The organism is Sphingomonas sorbitolis (assembly GCF_036663875.1).
Taxonomy (GTDB): Bacteria; Pseudomonadota; Alphaproteobacteria; order Sphingomonadales; family Sphingomonadaceae; genus Sphingomonas.
In genome coordinates this window covers 359,639-379,325 of the sequence record NZ_JAXOJS010000001.1, presented here as the reverse complement: position 1 = coordinate 379,325, position 19,687 = coordinate 359,639, and the positions used below count along the sequence as shown (strand labels likewise).

Genomic DNA, 19,687 nt, shown 5'->3' with positions numbered 1-19,687 from the left:
AGACCACGCATAGGGCGTTGACGACGAGTGACGACATCGTCATTTGACGCAGCGCAACATTGTGTGGAAATGATCATCCATACCGCAATTAGATTCCCCGCATGATGCGGCGGAAGTCTCAAAACGAAGGGCAAGCATCATGGCGAATTCGGCCTCCGACGTTCTCAATATGATCAAGGACCAGGAGATCGAGTGGGTCGATCTGCGGTTCACCGATCCCAAGGGCAAGTGGCAGCATCTGACGATGGTCGCGAGCCTGATCGGCGAAGACGAGCTGACCGACGGCCTGATGTTCGATGGCTCGTCGATCGAGGGCTGGAAGGCGATCAACGAGAGCGACATGACGCTCAAGCCCGATCTCGACGCGGTCTATGTCGATCCGTTCTCGGCGACGCCGATGATGATCCTCATCTGCGACATCGCCGATCCTTCGACCGGGGAACTGTATTCGCGCGATCCGCGCTCGACCGCCAAGCGCGCCGAGGCGTATCTGCTGACCACCGGCGTCGGCGACACCGTGTATGTCGGCCCCGAAGCCGAATTCTTCATGTTCGACGACGTCCGCTTCGAGAACAGCTATTCGACCAGCTATTACAAGATCGACGACATCGAGCTGCCGGGCAATTCGGGTCGCGAATATGAGGGCGGCAACCTTGGTCACCGTCCGCGCGCCAAGGGGGGGTACTTCCCGGTCGCGCCGGTCGACTCGGCCGTCGACATCCGCGGCGAGATGGTCTCGACGATGATCGAGATGGGCCTGCCCTGCGACAAGCATCACCACGAGGTTGCAGCCGCACAGCATGAGCTGGGCCTGACCTTCGGCACGCTGACGCAGACCGCGGATCGCATGCAGATCTACAAGTACGTCGTCCACCAGGTCGCGCATGCGTACGGCAAGACGGCGACGTTCATGCCGAAGCCGATCAAGGAGGACAACGGTTCGGGGATGCACACGCATTTCTCGATCTGGGAAGGCAAGACCCCGCTGTTCGCCGGGAATGGCTATGCGGGCCTGAGCGACATGTGCCTGTATTTCATCGGTGGCATCATCAAGCATGCGAAGGCCGTCAACGCGTTCACCAACCCGTCGACCAACAGCTACAAGCGCCTCGTCCCCGGCTACGAAGCACCGGTGCTGCTCGCCTACTCGGCGCGCAATCGGTCGGCATCGTGCCGCATTCCGTACGGCACCGGCCCCAAGGCGAAGCGCGTCGAAGTGCGCTTCCCGGACGCGCTGGCCAATCCGTATCTCGCGTATGCGGCGCTGATGATGGCCGGCATGGACGGCATCCTCAACAAGATCCATCCGGGCGAAGCGATGGACAAGAACCTGTACGACCTGCCGCCGGCAGAACTCGCGCAGGTCCCGACCGTCGCGGGGTCGCTCCGCGAGGCGCTCGAATGCCTGCTCGCGGATCACGACTTCCTGCTGAAGGGCGACGTGTTCTCGAAGGACCAGATCGAGAGCTATGTCGAGATCAAGTACGCCGAGGTCGCGCGTTGGGAGATGACGCCTAGCCCGGTCGAGTATGACATGTACTACAGCGGGTGATGCGCACGGCGCACGCGGCCAGCGCAAGCTGACCGCGAGACGCCGAAGCCCGGCCGGCGTCGCGAACCGCGACGACCGACGGCGTGGCTTCGCCACGTCGCTGAATAGAGAAAGGGCGCCCGGAGCAATCTAGGCGCCCTTTTTCATATCGCACCCGCCAATCCTATTCTGTAATCTTTTTTACACAACGACACTGCCTGCGCGCGGCCAGTGACACCCACACCTCATCCCCAACCGCATTCCAGACCAAAACCCTGTCAACAACCCTACACGACGATCAACGCAGCAGCGAAGGATCGCCCGTGACCTACCAGACGCACATCGCCCGGATCACCAACCTCATCGCCGACCAGAACGGCACCTGGGACGCGATCTCACCTGAATCGGTCGCGCGCATGCGATTGCAGAACCGCTTCGCCACCGGCCTCGACATCGCCCGCTACACCGCCGCGATCATGCGCAAGGACATGGCCGCCTATGACGCCGACCCCGCCAACTACACGCAGTCGCTAGGCTGCTGGCACGGGTTCATCGCGCAGCAGAAGATGATCAGCATCAAGAAGCACTTCGGCACCACCGACCGCCGCTACCTCTACCTTTCGGGCTGGATGGTCGCGGCGATGCGCAGCGAGTTCGGCCCGCTGCCCGACCAGTCGATGCACGAGAAGACCAGCGTCCCCGCGCTGATCGAGGAACTCTACACTTTCCTCCGCCAGGCCGACGCACGCGAACTCGGCATGATGTTCCGCGAGGTCGACGCGGCCCGCGCTGCCGGCAACGCGATCGAGGAACAGCGCCTGCTCAACGCGATCGAGAACCACCAGACGCACGTCGTGCCGATCATCGCCGACATCGATGCGGGCTTCGGCAATGCGGAGGCGACCTATCTGCTCGCGCGGAAGATGATCGAGGCGGGCGCCTGCGCGCTTCAGATCGAGAACCAGGTCAGCGACGAGAAGCAGTGCGGCCACCAGGACGGCAAGGTCACCGTGCCGCACGAGGACTTCTTGGCGAAGGTCCGCGCGTGCCGCTACGCGTTCCTCGAACTCGGCGTCGAGGACGGCATTATCGTCACGCGCACCGACTCGCTCGGTGCGGGCCTCACCAAGCAGATCGCGGTCAGCAAAGAGGCGGGCGACCTCGGCGACCAGTATAACTCCTACCTCGACTGCGAGGAGATCGACCCTGCCACCGCGCAGAACGGCGACGTCATCCTCAACCGCGACGGCAAGCTGCTCCGCCCGAAGCGCCTGCCCTCCAACCTGTTCCAGTTCCGCGCCGGCACCGGCGAGGATCGCTGCGTCATGGATTGCATCGCGTCGCTACAAAACGGCGCCGACCTGCTCTGGATCGAGACCGAGAAGCCGCACATCGAACAGATCGCCAGCATGGTCGACCGCATCCGCGAAGTCGTGCCGAACGCGAAGCTCGTCTACAACAACTCGCCGAGCTTCAACTGGACGCTGAACTTCCGCCAGCAGGTGTTCGACGCCTGGGTCGAAGAGGGCAAGGACGTCTCCGCCTATGACCGCGCGCGCCTGATGAGCGTCGACTATGACGGCACCGCGCTGGCCGACGAGGCCGACGAGCGCATCCGCACCTTCCAGGCGGATTCGGCCAAGCGCGCCGGCATCTTCCACCATCTGATCACGCTGCCGACCTATCACACCGCGGCGCTGTCGACCGACAACCTCGCCAAGGAGTATTTCGGCGACGCTGGGATGCTGGGCTATGTGAGGGGTGTTCAGCGCAAGGAGATTCGCGAGGGCATCGCCTGCGTCAAGCACCAGAACATGTCCGGCTCCGACCTCGGCGACGATCACAAGGAGTATTTCGCAGGCGAGGCGGCGTTGAAAGCCGGCGGCGCGCACAACACGATGAACCAGTTCGCCGCCTGATCTCGATACCGGAGCGCAAGCTCCGGCATCGACTCTGGACGGGGCCAGCGCCGTTGAACGGCGAATCCTAATCGAAGATAAGCGACAGCGCTCCGTCCATACATGAAATAATTGTCATTTTCGGGTTTACGCCGCCCTGCCCTCACCGCTAGGGGACCCCCTTCCAAAGGGTGGCAAGGTGATGATGCGGAAGGCTATTTTTCTTTCCGTGGGCGCGTGCCTGCCATTGTTGGCAGCGTGCAACCGACACCAGTCGACGCTCGCGCCGTTCGGCGAGGAAGCGGACAAGGTCCTCTCGATCACCATCGTTCTGGTCATCGGCGCGATCATTCTCGCGGGCGGGCTCACGCTGCTGATGCGCCACGCGATGCGCGCACCCGAGGGTCGGCTGACGCACAAGGGCGGGATGAAGCTGGTGCTGTGGCTCGGCGGCATCGGGCCTTCGATCCTGCTGCTAGGCCTGCTGCTCTACGCCCTCCCCGCGATGCGCCCACGTGAAGTTGCGAACAACGATCTGCGGATCGGCGTCGAGGGCGAGCAATTCTGGTGGCGGGTCCGCTATGCGCCGCCGGGCGGATCGGTGGTCGAGGCGGCCAACGAACTGCGCCTGCCCGTCGGACGCACCGTCGAACTGTCGCTGCGCAGCCCCGACGTCATCCACAGCTTCTGGGTGCCAGGCCTCGCTGGCAAGATGGACATGATCCCCGGCCGCACCAACCGCCTCGTGGTCCGCGCGACCAAGGCTGGGACGTACCGCGGCGTCTGTGCGGAGTTCTGCGGGCTCGGCCATGCGCTGATGGCATTCGACGTGATCGCGATGGAGCCGGCCGCCTTCGAGCGTTGGCTCGCCGGGCAGGCCCGCCCCGCAACCGTCACCGCATCGCCCGGCGCGCGCCTGTTCGCAAGCTATGGCTGTAGCGGCTGCCACAGCGTCCGCGGCGTCGGGCCCGTCGCGAAGATCGGCCCCGACCTCACCCACTTCGGCTCGCGCCCGACGCTCGCCGCGGGTGTGCTGCCGATGACGCACGCCAATATCGCCGGCTTCGTCCGCGATCCGGGCAAGACCAAGCCCGGCGTGCGGATGCCCGCCTTCCCGCAGATGTCGGCCGCCGAAGCCGACCAAATCGCCAGCTACCTTCAGGGGCTCAAATGACCACCGAGAGCACCCCCTATGTCGCGCCCGATCAGAACGATCCTGCGGTGCGGAAAGGCCAGGAGGATCGCCTGCGTGAAGTGTGGAAGCCGCCCACCGGCTGGTTCTTCCGCTGGACCGACGTCAACAACAACCGGATCGGCGTCTGGTACACGCTAACCGCGTTCGGCTTCATGCTGTTCGCGGGCGTGCTCGCGCTGATCATGCGCACGCAGCTGGCGGTGCCGAACAACGATCTCGTCACGGCGAACACGTTCAACCAGCTGTTCACGCTGCACGGCTCGATGATGATGTTCCTGTTCGCGGTACCGATGTTCGAGGCGGTGTCGATCATCCTGTTGCCGCAGCTGCTCGGCGCACGCGACCTGCCGTTTCCGCGGCTGTCGTCGTTCGGATACTGGAGCTTCCTGATTGGCGGCGTGTTCGTGTCGGGCTCGATCTTCTTCGACGCGGCGCCCGATGGCGGCTGGTTCATGTACCCGCCGCTGACAACGCGGACCGACCTCAGCGGGCTTGGCGCGGATATCTGGATGCTGGGGCTGAGCTTCATCGAGGTGTCGTCGGTCGCGGCCGCGGTCGAGCTGATCGTCGGCGTGCTGAAATGCCGCCCGCCGGGCATGCGGCTCAACCTGATGCCGCTCTACGCCTGGTACATCCTGGTCGTCGCGGTGATGATCCTGTTCGCGTTCCCGCCGCTGATCGCGGGCGACGTGCTGTTCGAGATGGAGCGGCTGCTGAACTGGCCGTTCTTCAACGCGGAGAAGGGTGGCGACCCGCTGCTGTGGCAGCACCTGTTCTGGATCTTCGGGCATCCGGAAGTCTACATCGTCTTCCTGCCGTCGATCGCGCTGTTCGCGATGCTGATCCCGACGTTCGCGCAGCGGCATCTGCTCGGCTATCCGTGGATCGTGCTGGCCGCGGTCGGGACCGCATTCCTGAGCTTCGGGCTGTGGGTCCACCACATGTTCACGACCGGGCTCCCCAAGATCAGCCTCGCCTTCTTCGCGGCGGCGTCGGAAGCGGTGGCGATCCCGACCGGTGTGCAGATCTTCGTGTTCATCGCGACGCTCTGGGCGGGCAACGTCAAGAAATCGACGCCGTTGCTGTACGCGAGCGGAAGCCTGGCGGTGTTCGTGATCGGCGGCCTGACCGGCGTGATGGTGGCCGTGGCCCCGTTCGACTGGCAGGCGCACGACACCTATTTCATCGTCGCGCATCTGCATTACGTGCTGATCGGCGGCACGCTGCTGCCGCTGTTCGCCGGGCTCTATTATTACTGGCCATTGATCACCGGCAAGAAGCTCAGCGACAGGCTCGGGCGGATCGCGTTCTGGATCATGTTCGTGGGGATGAACGTGACGTTCTTCCCGATGCACCTGTCGGGGCTGCTCGGGATGCCGCGGCGCGTGTTCACCTATCCCGAGGAACTCGGGATCGGCGGGCTCAACCTCACCTCGACGATCGGGTCGTACATGTTCGCGCTCGGCGTCGTCATCGTCTGCATCGACCTCGCACTGTCGCCGCGCCGCCCCAAGGCCCCGCGCAATCCGTGGAACGCCGGCACGCTCGAATGGCTCGCGCTACCCGACGACGAGGATTGGGGTATCCGCTCGGTGCCGCTGATCGAGAGCCGCTATCCGATCTGGGACCAGAAGAACTTCGTCCAGAAGGTCGACGAGGGCCGCTTCTTTCTGCCCGACGCTGAGGAGATGCGGCGCGAGTCGATCGTCACCTCCGTGCTCGACGCGCGCCCGGTGCAGGTGATCCGCCTCGGTACGCCGAGCGTGAAGCCGATGATGACCGCGGTCGCGCTCGCGGGTGTGTTCATCCTGACGACCTACCATCTGTATATCTGGTCGGCGGTCAGCGGCGTCGCGACGCTCGCCTGCGTGCTCTGGTGGCTGTGGACCGGGACCGCCGAGATCCCAGAAAAGCCGACCAAGCATATCGGCCACGGGATCGAGGTGCCGCTCCACACTTCCGGCCCATCGGCGCCGGGCTGGTGGGCGATGTTCATCACGATGATGGCGGACGCGACCGCGTTCTCTGGGTTGGTCTTCGGGTATTTCTTCTTCTGGACGATCCACAACGACTTCCCGCCGAGCGGCGCAGGGCTGAACGGGCCGGGCGTGTTCTGGCCGATGGTCGCGCTCGCGCTCACCCTCACCGGCTGGGCCGCGACCGTCGGCGCGCGCGAAGTGCATCGCCGCGGCAACGTCGGCGCGGGCCGGGCGCTGCTGGTGGTCGGGATCGTGGCGACGCTGACCAGCCTGTTCGCCGGGCTCGCCGGACCGTGGTATTCCGGGCTCGATCCCGAACTCCACGTTTATCCCGCGATCGTCTGGACGCTGGCGATCTGGACCGCGGTGCACGCCGCGATCGGGGTCATCATGCAGGGCTATACGTTGGCGCGCAGCCTCGCGGGGAAGATGACGCCGGTCTATGACGCGGACCTGCGCAACATCACCGTGTACCACCACTTCCTCGCGCTGACCGGCATCGTGACGTTCTGCACGATCGGCCTGTTCCCGGGGGTCGCATGACGAAGCCCGACTCCGACCGCCAGCTCGAGTCCAACCGCAAGCATTGGGCGCGTGACCTCAAGGTCACGCTGTGGACGTTGATCATCCCGCCGACGATCTGGGCGGTGCATTTCCTGTTCTGCTATCTGTGGGTCGCGGTGACGTGCGCGAAATCGTCGGCGCCAGGGACGGCGTTGAATGGCTTCCCGCTGGCGACGCTGATCGCGACGATCGCGGCACTGCTCGGCATCGTCGCAGCGGGCTATATCGCGCGTGTCCAGTCGGAGACACCTGGTGATCCGCCGCCGCACGAACAGGGCACCGCAATCGACCGCCTCCGTTTTCTCGCGCTGTCGACGCGGTTGCTGGCGGGCCTGAGCTTCGTTGCGGTGATCTTTACGGCGCTCCCGGTCATCATCTTCGGCGATTGCCGATGAGACGCGCGAGCCTCGCACTGGGCGCCGCGCTAGTCCCGCTCGGCTGGGCCTTCGCGGCCGCACCGCTGGGTATGGTCGGGCATATGACCGGACACATGATCGCGGTCGCGGTCGCCGCGCCGTTCCTGGCCTACGGGATCGCCGGTTCGCGCTGGGACCCGGCCGAGCGCTGGCCCGCGATCGTAACCCCGCTCGCGATGTCACTGGCCGAGCTGGTCGTAGTTTGGATCTGGCACCTCCCCGCGCTGAGGCTGCGCGTCGATATGCAGCCACTGGCTTTGTTGATCGAACAGGCGAGCTTCCTCATTGCGGGCGTCCTCCTGTGGAGCGCTGTGCTCGGGACGCGCATTGGCGGTGCGACCGACCGTCGCGCATCAGGCGTGGCAGCCTTGTTGCTGACCTCGATGCACATGACCCTGCTCGGAGCGCTGATCGGTCTCGCCCCCCGACCGCTCTACGCGATGATGGCGATGCATCCGGCTACACACGGCCTCGACGCACTCGAAGACCAGCAACTTGGCGGCGTCGTCATGCTGATGGTCGGCGCGGCGAGCTATTTCATCGGCGGGCTAGCCATGCTCGGCGGACTGTTGAAGACACGGAGCGCGACGGCATGACGATCCGGATTACTTGGGCGCGCGCCGCCGCCGCCATCGTCGCGCTGGCGCTCGCCGGGCTGTTGTTCGCATGGTCCGGCGTGTTCAATATCGCCGCCTCGTCGGGCCATTGGAAGATCACCGACTGGTTCCTCCACTGGACGATGCGCAACTCGGTTCGCACCTACGCCGCGGTCACCGCCCCCGACGATCCCAAGGTGAACGAAGGCCTTGTCAGCGCCGCCGGCCTGTTCAAGGCAAGCTGCGCGTCGTGCCACGGCGCGCCCGGCGTCCGCCCGCTCCCGGTGATGCAGGCAGCGACGCCCCCTGCCCCAGACCTGTCGATCAACGCGCGCGAGTGGACCGACAAGCAGATCTTCTGGATCCTCAAGCACGGCGTCAAATACACCGGGATGCCCGGCTGGGCCGCGAAGGACCGCGACGACGAAGTCCGCCGCATGGTGGCCTTCGTCCGCCTGTTGCCGGAGATGACGCCCGCGACCTATCGCTCGCTGACCGAAGTGCCTGGCGTTGCAGATGCGAAGATCGCGACCTGCGCCGGCTGCCACGGCGCGGACGGGCGAGGTCGCAACCAGCCCGACATGCCCGTACTCGGCGGCCAGAGCCCGGCGTATCTCCGTGCAGCACTGGAGGCCTATGCGACCGGTAAGCGCCAAAGCGCGGTCATGGCGAACGCCGCCGCGACGCTGACGCTCGCCGAGATGACGCGATTGGCGGATCAGTTCGCAGCGATGAAGGGTATCGGCAGCGTCACGCCGTCGGGCTCGACCGAGGCCGCGAAAATCGACCGTGAGGGCCTGCCGAAGGTTCAGCTCCCCGCCTGTGCGAGCTGCCACGCCCCCGGCAAGCCCTACCCCGTCCTCGCCGGCCAGCGCGCCAGCTACATCGCGCAACGCCTCCGCAACTGGCGCGGCGACGAGACGGTGGTCGATGCTCGCAAATCGCAGTCGACGATGCCGGTCATCGCCCGCCGCATCCCGGAGGACATGATCGACCCGCTCGCCCACTATCTCGCAGGCCGCTGATCGCTCAGCCTTGCGCGGGCAGCATCTCGATCGAAACGGAACGCTCGCCGAGCAGATCGGCGAGCGCTTCGCCTGATGCGAGCGCGGTATCGCTCCACCAGTCGCGGGCGTCGATCCGGTCGAGATAGCGCTCGGCACAGCGTAGCGGGATCACACACCGCAAAATTGCGTCCGGACCGATCCGACGAAACGCAATGGCGTGGTCGGCGCGGATACCGCTTAACGCGATGGGCTCGTAACGTCCCTCAGAGAACAATCTCGGATGCGTCCGTCGCAGCCCGAGAAGTTGCCGGATCAGCGCCATCTTGGCGGGCGTATCAGCGGCTAGCGAAGACTGAAGCTGCGCGTAATCGACCGGACGACGGTTGTCGGGATCGACCAGGCTCAGGTCGGCGATCTCCGTGCCCTGATACAGATCGGGGACGCCGGGAACGGTGTAGCGCAGCGCGACCTGCGCAAGGCCGTTCGCCGCCGCCGCGGGTGCGATCCGCCCGACGAACGCGGTCATGTCGTCGAGGAAAGCTTGCGATTGCGCGGGATCGAGCAGCGCGCGTGCCAGCCCGTGACAGCGGCCCTCGTAAGCCTCGTCCGGCGCCTCCCAGGACGAGCGCAGCTTGGCTTCACGCAACGCCTTTTCCTGCCACGCAACGATCCGCTCGGCAAAGTCCGACAATCCTTCTGTATCCGATGCAGTCAGGCGCTCGGGCCAAGCGCCAAACAGCGTCTGGAGCAGCATATACGCGTCGGCGGGATCGACCCCGTCGGCAAACGGCGCGGCGAGTTCGCGCCATCGTTCCACGCGCGCCCCCCAGAGGTCGGGCACTTCGCTCAGCACCGCGAGCCGTGCACGGACGTCTTCGCCACGCTTGTGGTCATGCGTGGCGGTCGCGAGCATCGCCGCCGGCCAATCGCGGGCGCGCTCGACCATAGCCGCGTGGAACTCGTCGATATCGAGCGACATGCGGGCGGCGTCGAATCCGACGTCGTTGCGCGATAGCAGGCGACCATAGCGGTAGAACGCGGTGTCCTCGACCGCCTTGGCCGCAATCGGCGCGGAGAGTTGCTGGAATTTCCGCACTGCCTCGGCGGCGAGCTTTGCATCCCCAGGCCCCTCGCCTGCCAGCCATACGAGGATCCGCTCGACCACCGCGTCCTCGCCCGGCGGCACAAATTGAGCCACGCGTTGGCGGACCGTCTCGCGAATCGCGGCGTCTGCTGCCGGGGCGGAATCGCCCGTTCCATAGGTACGATAGACGGGAAAGACCCACAGCAGGCGCTCGATCGCGCGGTCGAGCATACCACGCGTTAGGCCATCACATTCGGGCGTCGATCGAGCGAGCGCGACGAAAGCTTCAACACAACGGCGGCGCTGGCCATCGAACTGCCACGCCAGCAATTCCTGTCGCGCGCGCAGTTCCTCGGGCGCGAAGTCGGCAGACCTCCCGCTTATGTCCGCCCAAAGTTTGGCGAGCGGTTCGGCGCCGGCGGGGGCATGGAGCAAGGCCGTGACCTGCTCCATAAAATCGTAGCCGCTTGTGCCATCGACGCCCCAGTCGGTCGCGAGCGGTTCGCCGTCGGCAAGAATCTTCTCAATGACGATGTAGGCGGGGCCGGGTGGCACATCGGCAGGACGCTCGATCGCATCGAACCTCGTACGGAGCTGGCGGCAATAGCCGGCGGGGTCGGTCAGCCCGTCGACGTGATCGACCCGGACGCCGTCGATCAGGCCCTCGGCATACAGGCGGAAATAGAGCGCGTGTGTTGCCTCGAACACGACCGGGTCTTCGGCGCGTAGGCCGGCAAGGTCGTTGATGGTAAAGAACCGCCGCCAGTTCAGTTCGTCATTCGCGACGCGCCAGGAGGCGAGACGGTAATGCTGGCGATCGACCAGCGCAGCGATATCGTCGGTCGCTGCGGTGGGCTGATCTTCGTCCCGGATCGGCAGGCGGTGTTCGCCGTACGCTTCGAGGACATAGCGGCCGTCGACCTGCTTGACCTTGAGCGCGCCGCTGGCCAGCGTTTCGGCGAGCGGATCGCCGAGGATCGGGAGCACGAGCTTCTCACGCCAGTCGATGTCGAAGTAGCGGGCGAATTCGCTGGTTTCACCGTCTGCTAGAACATCATTCCACCACGCATTCTCACCACCGGCAACGCCCATGTGGTTGGGCACGATGTCGATGATGACGCCCATACCGCGCGCGCGGAGTGCTGCGACTAGGTTGCGGAACGCCTCTTCACCGCCGAGTTCGGGATTGATCCGGGTAGGGTCGACGACGTCGTAGCCGTGGGTCGAGCCGCTGTGGGCGGTGGTGATCGGCGACGCGTAGAGGTGGCTGATCCCGAGCGCGTCGAGATACGGCACCAGCGCTTCCGCGTCGGCGAAGGTGAAATCCTTGTGGAACTGGAAGCGATAGGTTGCGCGGGGGGTCATGATGGTCTCGCGGCGTTGAGCGTGGCGATGCGGATGGCGACGTCGGGACGTTGCAGGAGCGTCTCGGTCGTGTCGGGGATGCGACGGCGCCAATTGGGATGTTCGTCGATCGTGCCGGGCAGGTTCGGTTGCTCGATCAGCCCAGCGAGGTCCTCGATGGGGATGATCGCGAGTGCGCAAGGCGTGCTGGCGACATGCGAGATAGCCGCGTCGACCACCGCCGCGGTATGTTCAAGCGCGGGTTGGTCGATGCCCGTGTCGAACGCGGACCAGAGAGCGGTCCGATCCTCGGCGCGGGCCGCCCGGTCTGCTTGTTCGTCGACCGCGTCGGATTTGCGACCGAGGTCCCACGTCCAGTCGATGTCGCGCCCGCTCCACCAGCCTGCGATCGTCGCCAGATCGTGCGTGCCGGTCATCGCCACCGCCTCGGGAGACCATTTCGCCGGGGGCACGAAGCCGTCCGCATCGCGCTCGAACCAGAGCACGCGCATCCCGAGCATCGCGCGCGCGTCCATCGCCTCGCGGAAGCCGTCGGGAACAGTGCCGAGGTCTTCGCCGATAACGATCGCTTTCGCCCGCTGCGATTCCATGGCGATGATCCGCATCATGTCACCGAACGGCATGTCCAGATACGCGCCCTCTGCGGCTGAGGCGCCTTCGGGGACGATCCAGAGGCGGCGAAGGCCGAACGCGTGGTCAATCCGAATGCCGCCGGCGTGTGTGAGCGCTGAGCGGATCGTAGCAATGAACGGGGCAAAGGCGGTATCCCGCAGCGCTTGCGGATCGAACCCGGTGATGCCCCAGCTTTGCCCATCCGGCCCGAGCGGATCGGGCGGTGCGCCGATCGACAGGCCGGTCAGCAGGTCGCCGCGGCGACTCCAGCCATGACTGCCGCCCGGGTCCATGCCCACGGCAAGATCCGCGATGAGCCCGACCGCCATGCCGGCGTCCTTGGCAGCGGCCTGCGCGGCGTCGAGGTCGCGGCGGGCTAGCCATTGAAGGAAGATGTAGAACGTAACGTCGTCCGCATGTTCCGCAACGAAGCGGCGGACGGTCGGGCTGGCGAAATCGTGATACTCGGCGGGCCATTGCTGCCAGCCGCGTGCGCGGGTGGTCGCGAAGAAGTGCGCGTGGAGGGTGTCGAACTCAGCATGGCGTTCGAGGTCGTCGCCGCCTTGCCGCCTGAAGTCCGTCAGGGTTTCTTCAATCTGTGGAAGCACTTGGTCGAAGCTCTTGCGTAGTCGCGCGAGATTTTCGGGGATCGCGGCGTGCCAGTCGATCAGTTCGGGGCAGTCGCGGCTGTCGAACTTTGCACCAAATGCCGCCGGGTCGCCGTAGAGCCCGTTGAGGAACTGCCGGCTTGAGGGTGCGTAGGGGCTGTATCGGCTGGCGTCGGCGGGGAACAACGCGTGCGTCGGACTGATCGCGAGGGCATCGGCGCCGCGCTGGCCAAAGGCTCGGGCGGCGTCTGCGAGCGAAACGAAGTCACCGAACGCCTTCGGCGCATCGGTGCGCAGGCTCGGGATCTGGACGGCGGGCGCCCAGAGTTTGCGGCCCGGTAGCGCATCGGCGATCGTGTAGCAGCGGCGCGGTGCGACGAGAATGTCGATGACTTCGCCATTGATTTCAAGCTTGTGGTAGCCGCTTTTGCTTATCGGCCTCAACTCACCGTTATCGACCGTGACGGAGCGCGTCGTACCGTCCTCGAACGTAAGTTCGGCGTTGCCTAATACCTTCGATGTCAGCCGGATCGGGTCTTCCACATCGACGGACAAGAAACGGACACCTTGCGCGTTTCGCGCTTCGATCGCGGCGAGGCTTTCGGCGATCTGCTTTTCACTTCCGGACGGATGGCCCAGGCAGTTCAGGATCGCCCGCAGCGCATCGTCGGCGACGGTCTGGCGACGACCCGCTGCGTCCTGCCATTCGGGTTGCAGGCCGGCCGCGACAGCGAGTGTTCGCAGGCTGCTCATCGATCCAGCCATACTGCCACGCTAGCAGCCTCCCCCGGTTCGCCCTCGGCGAAAATCGGCGAAACCTCTAGTGGAGGAAAACCAACGACATCGTTGCCGAGGTTGAGTGCAATTGTCAGGATAGCGCCGTCACCCATCCGCCAGCGCGCGACGACCGCCCCCTTCCCGATCGCCTCGGCGCCGATTGCGGTCGTGTCGCGCAGGCGGGGGATGATCTGCTCGTGTCGGATCTTGAGCAGGGCGCGGTACAGGTCCTGCCACTCGGCCGCATCGGCGCCGGGCCGTGCTCGCGATTGGAGGAAGGTTTCGTGTGCGTTGGGGTCTGGGATCGCCTCGCGCGCTTCGGGGTCGGCGAAGGCCGCGAACTTGGCGAACTCTTTCCTTCTGCCTTCGCGAACCGCGTCCGCTAGCTCGTCGTGAAAGTCGGTGAAGAACAGGAACGGGCTTTCGCTGCCGTGGTCGTCGCCAATGAACAGCAACGGGATCTGCGGGCCGAGCAGGAGCAGCGCGGTGGCCGCACGAAGCTTCTGGCGGTCGGCGAGCAGCGTCAGGCGCTCGCCCATCGCGCGGTTGCCGATCTGGTCGTGGTTCTGGAGGAACGCGACGAATGCAGTCGGCGACAAATGCGCGCTGGGCTTGCCGCGCGGCTTGCCGTCATGGTTGGGCGAGCCTTCGCCCTGGTAGATGAAGCCTTCGCCGAGGCAGCGCGCGAGGCGGTCGGCGGGGCGGTCGGCGAAGTCGGCGTAATAGGCGCTGGTTTCGCCGGTGAGCAGGACGTGGAGGACGTTGTGGAAGTCGTCGTTCCACTGCGCATCGAACGCGGCGGGGTGGAGGCGGTCGGCGTCGTTGCCCTCGTTCTCGAGGACGAGGTGGACGTGGCGACGGGCGGTCTTCTCGCGCAGCTCGGCGGCCATCGCGTCGAGGAAGGCGTCGTTTTCGATCGCATGGACTGCGTCGAAGCGAAGGCCGTCGAACTTGTACTCGTTCAGCCACATCAGCGCGTTATCGACGAAATAGCGGTGGACCGGCGCCTGGTCGACCGCGACCGCGCCGCCCCAGGGAGTGTCGACCTCCGCGTGGAAGAAGCCTTTCGCATAGGCGCTAAGGTAGTTTCCATCGGGGCCGAAGTGATTGTAGACGACGTCGAGAAACACCGCGAGGCCGAGTTCGTGGGCGCGATCGACCAGCGCTTTCAGCTCGTCGGGCGTTCCGTAGCTTTCGGCGGGAGCGTAGGGCAGCACGCCGTCATAGCCCCAATTGCGGGTGCCGCCGAACGCGTTGACGGGCATGAGTTCGATTCCCGTGATGCCCAGCGCGGCGATCGCCGGGAGCTCGTCCGCGACGCCGGCGAAGCCGTCAAGCGTGCCGACATGGACCTCCTGGATGACCATCTCTTCCCACGGGCGGCCGCGCCAGTCCGGGGTCCGCCACACATAGGCCTGGTCGACGACCACGCTCCAACCATGAACGCCGCCGTCCTGTGCACGCGAAGCCGGGTCCGGAACAGTCAGATCGTCCGCAAGTCGGAACCGGTACCGTGCGCCCGCACCGACCGGGGCCTTAGCACTAAACCAGCCCTCCCCCTCGCGGGTCATGGGAACCGCGTTGCCCTCAGCGATCTCCAGCGTCACCGCATCGCGATCGGGTGCCCAGAAGCGGAAGGTCGTCCCGTCTTCGGCGAGCGTAGGTCCCCAGGCCATCATGCTGCTGCGATCGTCCAGGTCAGCAACGCCGCACCCTGCGGGGGGAGCTCATAGCTGTCCTTGATCGGCGTCGCCGGCTGGTCGGTCCTGCTGCTGTCGATCAGCACGGTGCGCTCGACGTCGGCCGGGGGCGGCATGTGGAAGGTCAGCGGGCCTTCCGAGGCGTTCAGGAACAGCGAGATCACTTGCACCTCGCCCGAGTCCCGCTCGCACGCGCGGCGCATCACCAGCGCGCGGCCGTTGGTGTTCTCCCAATCTTCCGAAGTCAGTTGCAGACCGCGTTCATCCCACCATTCGATGTCCTTGAGGCCTTCCGCAGGCGTGTCGTCGCCGTAGAGGAAGTTGCCCGCGCGGAGCATCGGGTAGTCGCGGCGGAGCGCGATCAGCCGCGCGGTGAAGTCGATTAGCGCATCGCCTTCGGGAGACTTCGCCTTCTCCCAATCGAGCCAGCTGATCTCGTTGTCTTGGCAATACGCGTTGTTGTTGCCGTTCTGCGTGCGGCCGAACTCGTCACCCGCGACCAGCATCGGCGTGCCGAGCGAGGCGAACAGCGTGGTCAGCATCGAGCGCATTACTCGCGACCGGGTCTCTAGGATCGCGGGGTCCTTGGTCGGGCCTTCGACGCCCCAGTTGCGGGAGCAGTTGTTCGAGTGACCGTCGTTGTTGTCTTCACCGTTCGCTTCGTTGTGGCGTTCCTCGTAGGCGACGGTGTCGGCGAGCGTGTAGCCGTCATGCGCGCCGAGCAGGTTGACGCTGGCCCAGGGGCGGCGTGCGCGGCGGTCGAACAGATCGGCCGAGCCGGTCAGGCGCGCGGCGAGATCGGCGCGCTGCGCGTGGTCGCCACGCCAGAATTTGCGCACGGTGTCGCGGTACTTGTCGTTCCACTCGGCAAAACCGGGGGGGAAGTTGCCAAGCTGATAGCCGCCGGGGCCGATGTCCCAGGGCTCGGTGATGAGCTTCAGCCTGCCCAGCACCGGGTCCTGGCGGAGGACGTCGAAGAACCCTGCGCCCGGATCGAAGCCGGTGTCCGTCCGCCCCAGCGTCAGCCCTAGATCGAAGCGGAAGCCGTCGATGCCGAAGCTGGTCGCCCAATACCGCAGCGAGTCCGCGACCATCTGGATCACGCGCGCCTTGGTCAGGTTCAACGTGTTGCCGGTGCCGGTGTCGTTGATCGAGTAGCGCGGGTCGTCCTTGACGAGGCGGTAGTAGCTCGCGTTGTCGAGACCGCGCCACGATAGCGTCGGACCTTGTTCCGAGCCTTCGCAGGTGTGGTTGTAGACGACATCGAGGATCACCTCGATCCCGGCCGCATGCAGCCGGCGGATCGAACGGCGGAGTTCGTCGTGGCTGTCGGTGGCGAAGAACGAGCGCTCGGGGGTGAAGAAGTTGAGGGTATTATACCCCCAATAATTGCGCAGACCCTTTTCCTGGAGGAAGCGGTCCTGGATATAGGTGTGGATCGGCAGCAGCTCGAGCGCGGTAACGCCGAGGCGCTTGAGGTGATCGATGACCTTGGGGTTGCCGAGCGCCGCGAAGGTGCCGCGTTCGGAGGGTTGAACCTCCTCGAACAGCTTGGTCAGGCCCTTGGTATGCGCCTCGTAGATCACCGTCTCGGACCACGGCGTGTTCGGGCGCACGTCGCGCGACCAGTCGAAATGGCTGTCCGTTACGACGCCCTTGGGCATCGTCAGCGCGCTGTCGCGCTTGTCGAAGCTCAGGTCTGCGCGCGGCGACTTGACCTGATATCCGTACATCGCGTCGGTCCAGCGGAGTTCGCCGATCATCTGCTTGGCGTACGGATCGAGCAGCAGCTTGTTGGGGTTGAAGCGGTGGCCCTCTTCCGGCGCATAACGGCCATGCGCGCGGTAGCCGTAGACGAGGCCGGGCTGCGCGTCGGGGAGGTAGCCGTGCCAGACTTCGTCGGTCCATTCGGGCAGCGGATAGCGCTTCAGCTCACGGCGGCCGGTCTCGTCATAGACGCAGAGTTCGATCTTCTCGGCATTGGCGGAATAGACCGCGAAATTGACGCCGAGACCGTCGAAGGTCGCGCCGAGCGGATAGGCCGTGCCGGCGTCGAGCGTGTCGGGCAGTAGATGCAACGTGAAGACCCCCATCTGTCGTCGCTGCCGCGGCTTTATCGCGGTGCAGCATTCCTTGGCGTGAAACCCGCCCGCCGCTTCCTATGTTCCGCATCGAGCAGCGAGTTTTCGCCGTACTCCTCTACGTATCAAGGGACACGCCCATGCCTTATTCCATCCGATCGATCTTCGCATGAGCGGGCCGAAACTGTTCGAGCCGCTCAAGGTCGGCAACCTCACGCTGGCCAACCGGATCGTCATCGCGCCGATGTGCCAATATTCGGCGAACAATGGCTGCATGAACGACTGGCACCAGATCCATCTGGGGCAGCTCGCGCTGTCGGGCGCGGCGCTGTTAACGATCGAGGCGAGCGCGGTGCTGCCCGAGGGGCGGATCACGCATGGCGATGTCGGGCTGTACGACGATGCGACCGAGGCGGCGATGGCGGTGGTGATCGAGAGCGTGCGGCGCTGGTCGGACATGCCGATCGCGATCCAGTTGTCGCACGCCGGGCGGAAAGCGTCGTGCGAGGTGCCGTGGAAGGGCGGACTCCAGATTGCGCCAAGCGAGCCGAACGGGTGGCAGACCGAAGGGCCTTCGACGGTCCCGTTCCTGCCCGAGGAGAACGCGCCGGTCGCGCTCGACGCCGACGGGCTCGCGCGCGTGCGCGATGCGTTCGTGGCGGCGACGGTGCGCGCGGCGCGGCTCGGCATCGACGCGGTGCAGTTGCATGCGGCGCATGGGTATCTGTTGCACGAGTTCCTGTCGCCGCTGTCGAACCGGCGCGAGGACGAGTATGGCGGCAGTCTCGAAAACCGGATGCGGTTCCCGCTCGAAGTGTTCGATGCGGTGCGCGCGGCGTTTCCGGCTGAACGAGCTGTAACGATGCGTGTGTCGGGGACGGACTGGGCCGAGGGCGGCTGGGATTCGGACCAGACCGTGGCGTTCGCGAAGGCGCTCGAAGCGCGTGGGTGCTCGGCGATCCACGTGTCGAGCGGCGGGATCACGCCGGCGCAACAGATCCCCGTCGGGCCAAGCTATCAGGTGCCGTTGGCGCGGGCAGTGAAGCAGGCGGTGTCGATCCCGGTCGTCGCGGTCGGGCTGATCACCGATTTCGAGCAGGCCGAGGCGATCGTGGGCACAGGTGACGCGGACATGATCGCGCTGGCCCGGACGATCCTCTACGATCCGCGCTGGCCCTGGCATGCGGCGGCGCATCTTGGCGGTAAGGTGAAGGCGCCGCGGCAGTATCTGCGGTCGCAGCCGAGGCAGTTTAAGGACTTATTCGAGGGGTAACCCGCCGCCCCTGCAATCCTCCCCCGCCAGGGGGAGGTGGCGCGAAGCGACGGAGGGGGAGGAACACGCACCATCGGTTGCACCTGCCTCCCCCTCCGGCAGGCAAGTGCCTGCCACCTCCCCCTGGCGGGGGAGGATTGCTCGGCTCCGCTCCTGGGGGAGTGGCGATTCCTGAGCGCTCAGCCAGCGACAGTCATCACCGAACCCGAGTCCACGCGGATGTTCGCGCCATTGATAAAGCTCGCGCGCTCCGAGCACAGGAACAGAATCGCCGACGCGACCTCTTCTGCCTTACCGCGGCGCTTGAGCGTCATCCCAGGACGCTCCTCCTCCAAAAAAGTTTCGATAGCCTCGTCGAAGCTCATGCCCTTCTCATCGGCGCGCTTCTGCATCATCTTGTCGGTCATCGGCGTCGCGATGAACGCGGGCGAGACGGTGTTCACAAGGACATTGTCGCAGCCATAGGCCTTCGACAGCCCCTTCGACAGGCTCGAAATCCCCGCCTTCGACGCGCAGTAGGCGAGTTCGTCGACATAGGGCTGCACCGCGTCCTCCGAGCTCATCAGCACGATGCGGCCCCATTTCGCGGAGCGCATCGCCGGGATCGCCTCGCGGCAGACGCGCACCGCGCCCATCAGGTTGATGTCGAGCGTCGACTGCCAGCCGGCATCGTCGACGTCGAGAAAGTCGCCGGTCGCGCCCGTCACGCCTGCGCAGTTCACTAGGATATCGGGGTCGCCAAGCTGGTCGCGGACCTTGGCGAACAGCGCCTTCACGTCCTCGAGCTTGGTCAGGTCGGCCTCGACCGCGATCACCTCGCCGTGTGCCTTCAACTCCTCGACACTGGCGTCGAGGTCGCCGCCGGGTTGGTCGGTAATCGCGACGCGGACGCCTTCCTGGAGCAGCATCCGGGCGGTTTCCTTGCCCATGCCGCTGTCCGCGCCGGTGATGAGTGCGATCTTGCCTGCGATATCGAGGTTCATGCTGTCGTCCTTATGTCG

General features: G+C 65.6%; 13 protein-coding genes. 8 read left to right on the top strand and 5 right to left on the bottom strand.

Translation table 11 applies throughout. The annotated features are described in order from the left end of the window. Positions 1-139 precede the first annotated feature (139 nt). The 7 genes from glnA (at position 140) to U1763_RS01460 (ending at position 9,204) form a co-directional block, all read left to right on the top strand. Positions 140-1,552, top strand: coding sequence for a type I glutamate--ammonia ligase (gene glnA / locus U1763_RS01490; RefSeq protein WP_056490605.1), 1,413 nt, complete (start codon positions 140-142; stop codon positions 1,550-1,552). Positions 1,553-1,854: 302 nt separating this feature from the next. Next, complete coding sequence (locus U1763_RS01485; RefSeq protein WP_332753804.1) at positions 1,855-3,450, top strand: isocitrate lyase; 1,596 nt, start codon at positions 1,855-1,857, stop codon at positions 3,448-3,450. Positions 3,451-3,634: 184 nt separating this feature from the next. Next, a complete protein-coding gene (locus U1763_RS01480; protein WP_332753803.1) occupies positions 3,635-4,603 on the top strand; it encodes a cytochrome c oxidase subunit II in 969 nt (322 codons plus the stop codon). Continuing rightward, a complete protein-coding gene (gene ctaD, locus U1763_RS01475; protein WP_332753802.1) occupies positions 4,600-7,146 on the top strand; it encodes a cytochrome c oxidase subunit I in 2,547 nt (848 codons plus the stop codon). The genes U1763_RS01480 and ctaD overlap by 4 nt, the downstream gene beginning before the upstream one ends. Next, positions 7,143-7,562 carry a hypothetical protein gene (locus U1763_RS01470; RefSeq protein WP_132896365.1) on the top strand — a complete coding sequence of 140 codons (420 nt, stop codon included), beginning with the start codon at positions 7,143-7,145 and terminating at the stop codon, positions 7,560-7,562. The genes ctaD and U1763_RS01470 overlap by 4 nt, the downstream gene beginning before the upstream one ends. Further along, positions 7,559-8,179, top strand: a complete 621-nt coding sequence (locus U1763_RS01465) for a cytochrome c oxidase assembly protein (RefSeq protein ID WP_332753801.1) — start codon at positions 7,559-7,561, stop codon at positions 8,177-8,179. The genes U1763_RS01470 and U1763_RS01465 overlap by 4 nt, the downstream gene beginning before the upstream one ends. Continuing rightward, the gene (locus U1763_RS01460; RefSeq protein WP_332753800.1) at positions 8,176-9,204 is read left to right on the top strand and encodes a c-type cytochrome; all 1,029 of its coding nucleotides are present in this window, start codon (positions 8,176-8,178) and stop codon (positions 9,202-9,204) included. Before U1763_RS01465 ends, U1763_RS01460 begins: the two co-directional genes overlap by 4 nt. 4 nt (positions 9,205-9,208) lie before the next feature. On the opposite strand, the gene treY is transcribed toward U1763_RS01460, so the two are convergent. Genes treY through glgX form a run of 4 tightly spaced genes read right to left on the bottom strand, consistent with a single transcriptional unit; the run spans position 9,209 to position 17,425 of the window. Beyond that, the gene (gene treY, locus U1763_RS01455) at positions 9,209-11,635 is read right to left on the bottom strand and encodes a malto-oligosyltrehalose synthase (protein ID WP_332753799.1); all 2,427 of its coding nucleotides are present in this window, start codon (positions 11,633-11,635) and stop codon (positions 9,209-9,211) included. Further along, complete coding sequence (malQ, locus tag U1763_RS01450) at positions 11,632-13,608, bottom strand: 4-alpha-glucanotransferase (protein WP_332753798.1); 1,977 nt, start codon at positions 13,606-13,608, stop codon at positions 11,632-11,634. The genes treY and malQ overlap by 4 nt, the downstream gene beginning before the upstream one ends. Further along, a complete protein-coding gene (gene treZ, locus U1763_RS01445) occupies positions 13,605-15,308 on the bottom strand; it encodes a malto-oligosyltrehalose trehalohydrolase (RefSeq protein WP_332753797.1) in 1,704 nt (567 codons plus the stop codon). The genes malQ and treZ overlap by 4 nt, the downstream gene beginning before the upstream one ends. Then, complete coding sequence (gene glgX, locus U1763_RS01440) at positions 15,308-17,425, bottom strand: glycogen debranching protein GlgX (protein WP_332753796.1); 2,118 nt, start codon at positions 17,423-17,425, stop codon at positions 15,308-15,310. Before glgX ends, treZ begins: the two co-directional genes overlap by 1 nt. 157 nt (positions 17,426-17,582) lie before the next feature. Here glgX and U1763_RS01435 point away from each other — a divergent pair, with 157 nt between their 5' ends. Next, positions 17,583-18,686: an NADH:flavin oxidoreductase/NADH oxidase gene (locus U1763_RS01435; RefSeq protein ID WP_332753795.1), complete on the top strand. Its 1,104-nt coding sequence runs from the start codon at positions 17,583-17,585 to the stop codon at positions 18,684-18,686. Positions 18,687-18,865: 179 nt separating this feature from the next. On the opposite strand, the gene U1763_RS01430 is transcribed toward U1763_RS01435, so the two are convergent. Beyond that, positions 18,866-19,669, bottom strand: coding sequence for an SDR family NAD(P)-dependent oxidoreductase (locus U1763_RS01430; RefSeq protein ID WP_332753794.1), 804 nt, complete (start codon positions 19,667-19,669; stop codon positions 18,866-18,868). Positions 19,670-19,687: the final 18 nt, after the last annotated feature.

Excerpts from the sequence above, each read along its gene's own strand:
- ctaD (WP_332753802.1), top strand. The coding sequence starts at position 4,600 with ATGACCACCGAGAGCACCCCCTATGTCGCGCCCGATCAGAACGATCCT.
- U1763_RS01470 (WP_132896365.1), top strand. The coding sequence starts at position 7,143 with ATGACGAAGCCCGACTCCGACCGCCAGCTCGAGTCCAACCGCAAGCAT.
- glnA (WP_056490605.1), top strand. The coding sequence starts at position 140 with ATGGCGAATTCGGCCTCCGACGTTCTCAATATGATCAAGGACCAGGAG.
- U1763_RS01480 (WP_332753803.1), top strand. The coding sequence starts at position 3,635 with ATGCGGAAGGCTATTTTTCTTTCCGTGGGCGCGTGCCTGCCATTGTTG.
- U1763_RS01465 (WP_332753801.1), top strand. The coding sequence starts at position 7,559 with ATGAGACGCGCGAGCCTCGCACTGGGCGCCGCGCTAGTCCCGCTCGGC.
- U1763_RS01430 (WP_332753794.1), bottom strand. The coding sequence starts at position 19,669 with ATGAACCTCGATATCGCAGGCAAGATCGCACTCATCACCGGCGCGGAC.
- treZ (WP_332753797.1), bottom strand. The coding sequence starts at position 15,308 with ATGGCCTGGGGACCTACGCTCGCCGAAGACGGGACGACCTTCCGCTTC.
- treY (WP_332753799.1), bottom strand. The coding sequence starts at position 11,635 with ATGACCCCCCGCGCAACCTATCGCTTCCAGTTCCACAAGGATTTCACC.
- U1763_RS01460 (WP_332753800.1), top strand. The coding sequence starts at position 8,176 with ATGACGATCCGGATTACTTGGGCGCGCGCCGCCGCCGCCATCGTCGCG.
- malQ (WP_332753798.1), bottom strand. The coding sequence starts at position 13,608 with ATGAGCAGCCTGCGAACACTCGCTGTCGCGGCCGGCCTGCAACCCGAA.
- U1763_RS01435 (WP_332753795.1), top strand. The coding sequence starts at position 17,583 with ATGAGCGGGCCGAAACTGTTCGAGCCGCTCAAGGTCGGCAACCTCACG.
- glgX (WP_332753796.1), bottom strand. The coding sequence starts at position 17,425 with ATGGGGGTCTTCACGTTGCATCTACTGCCCGACACGCTCGACGCCGGC.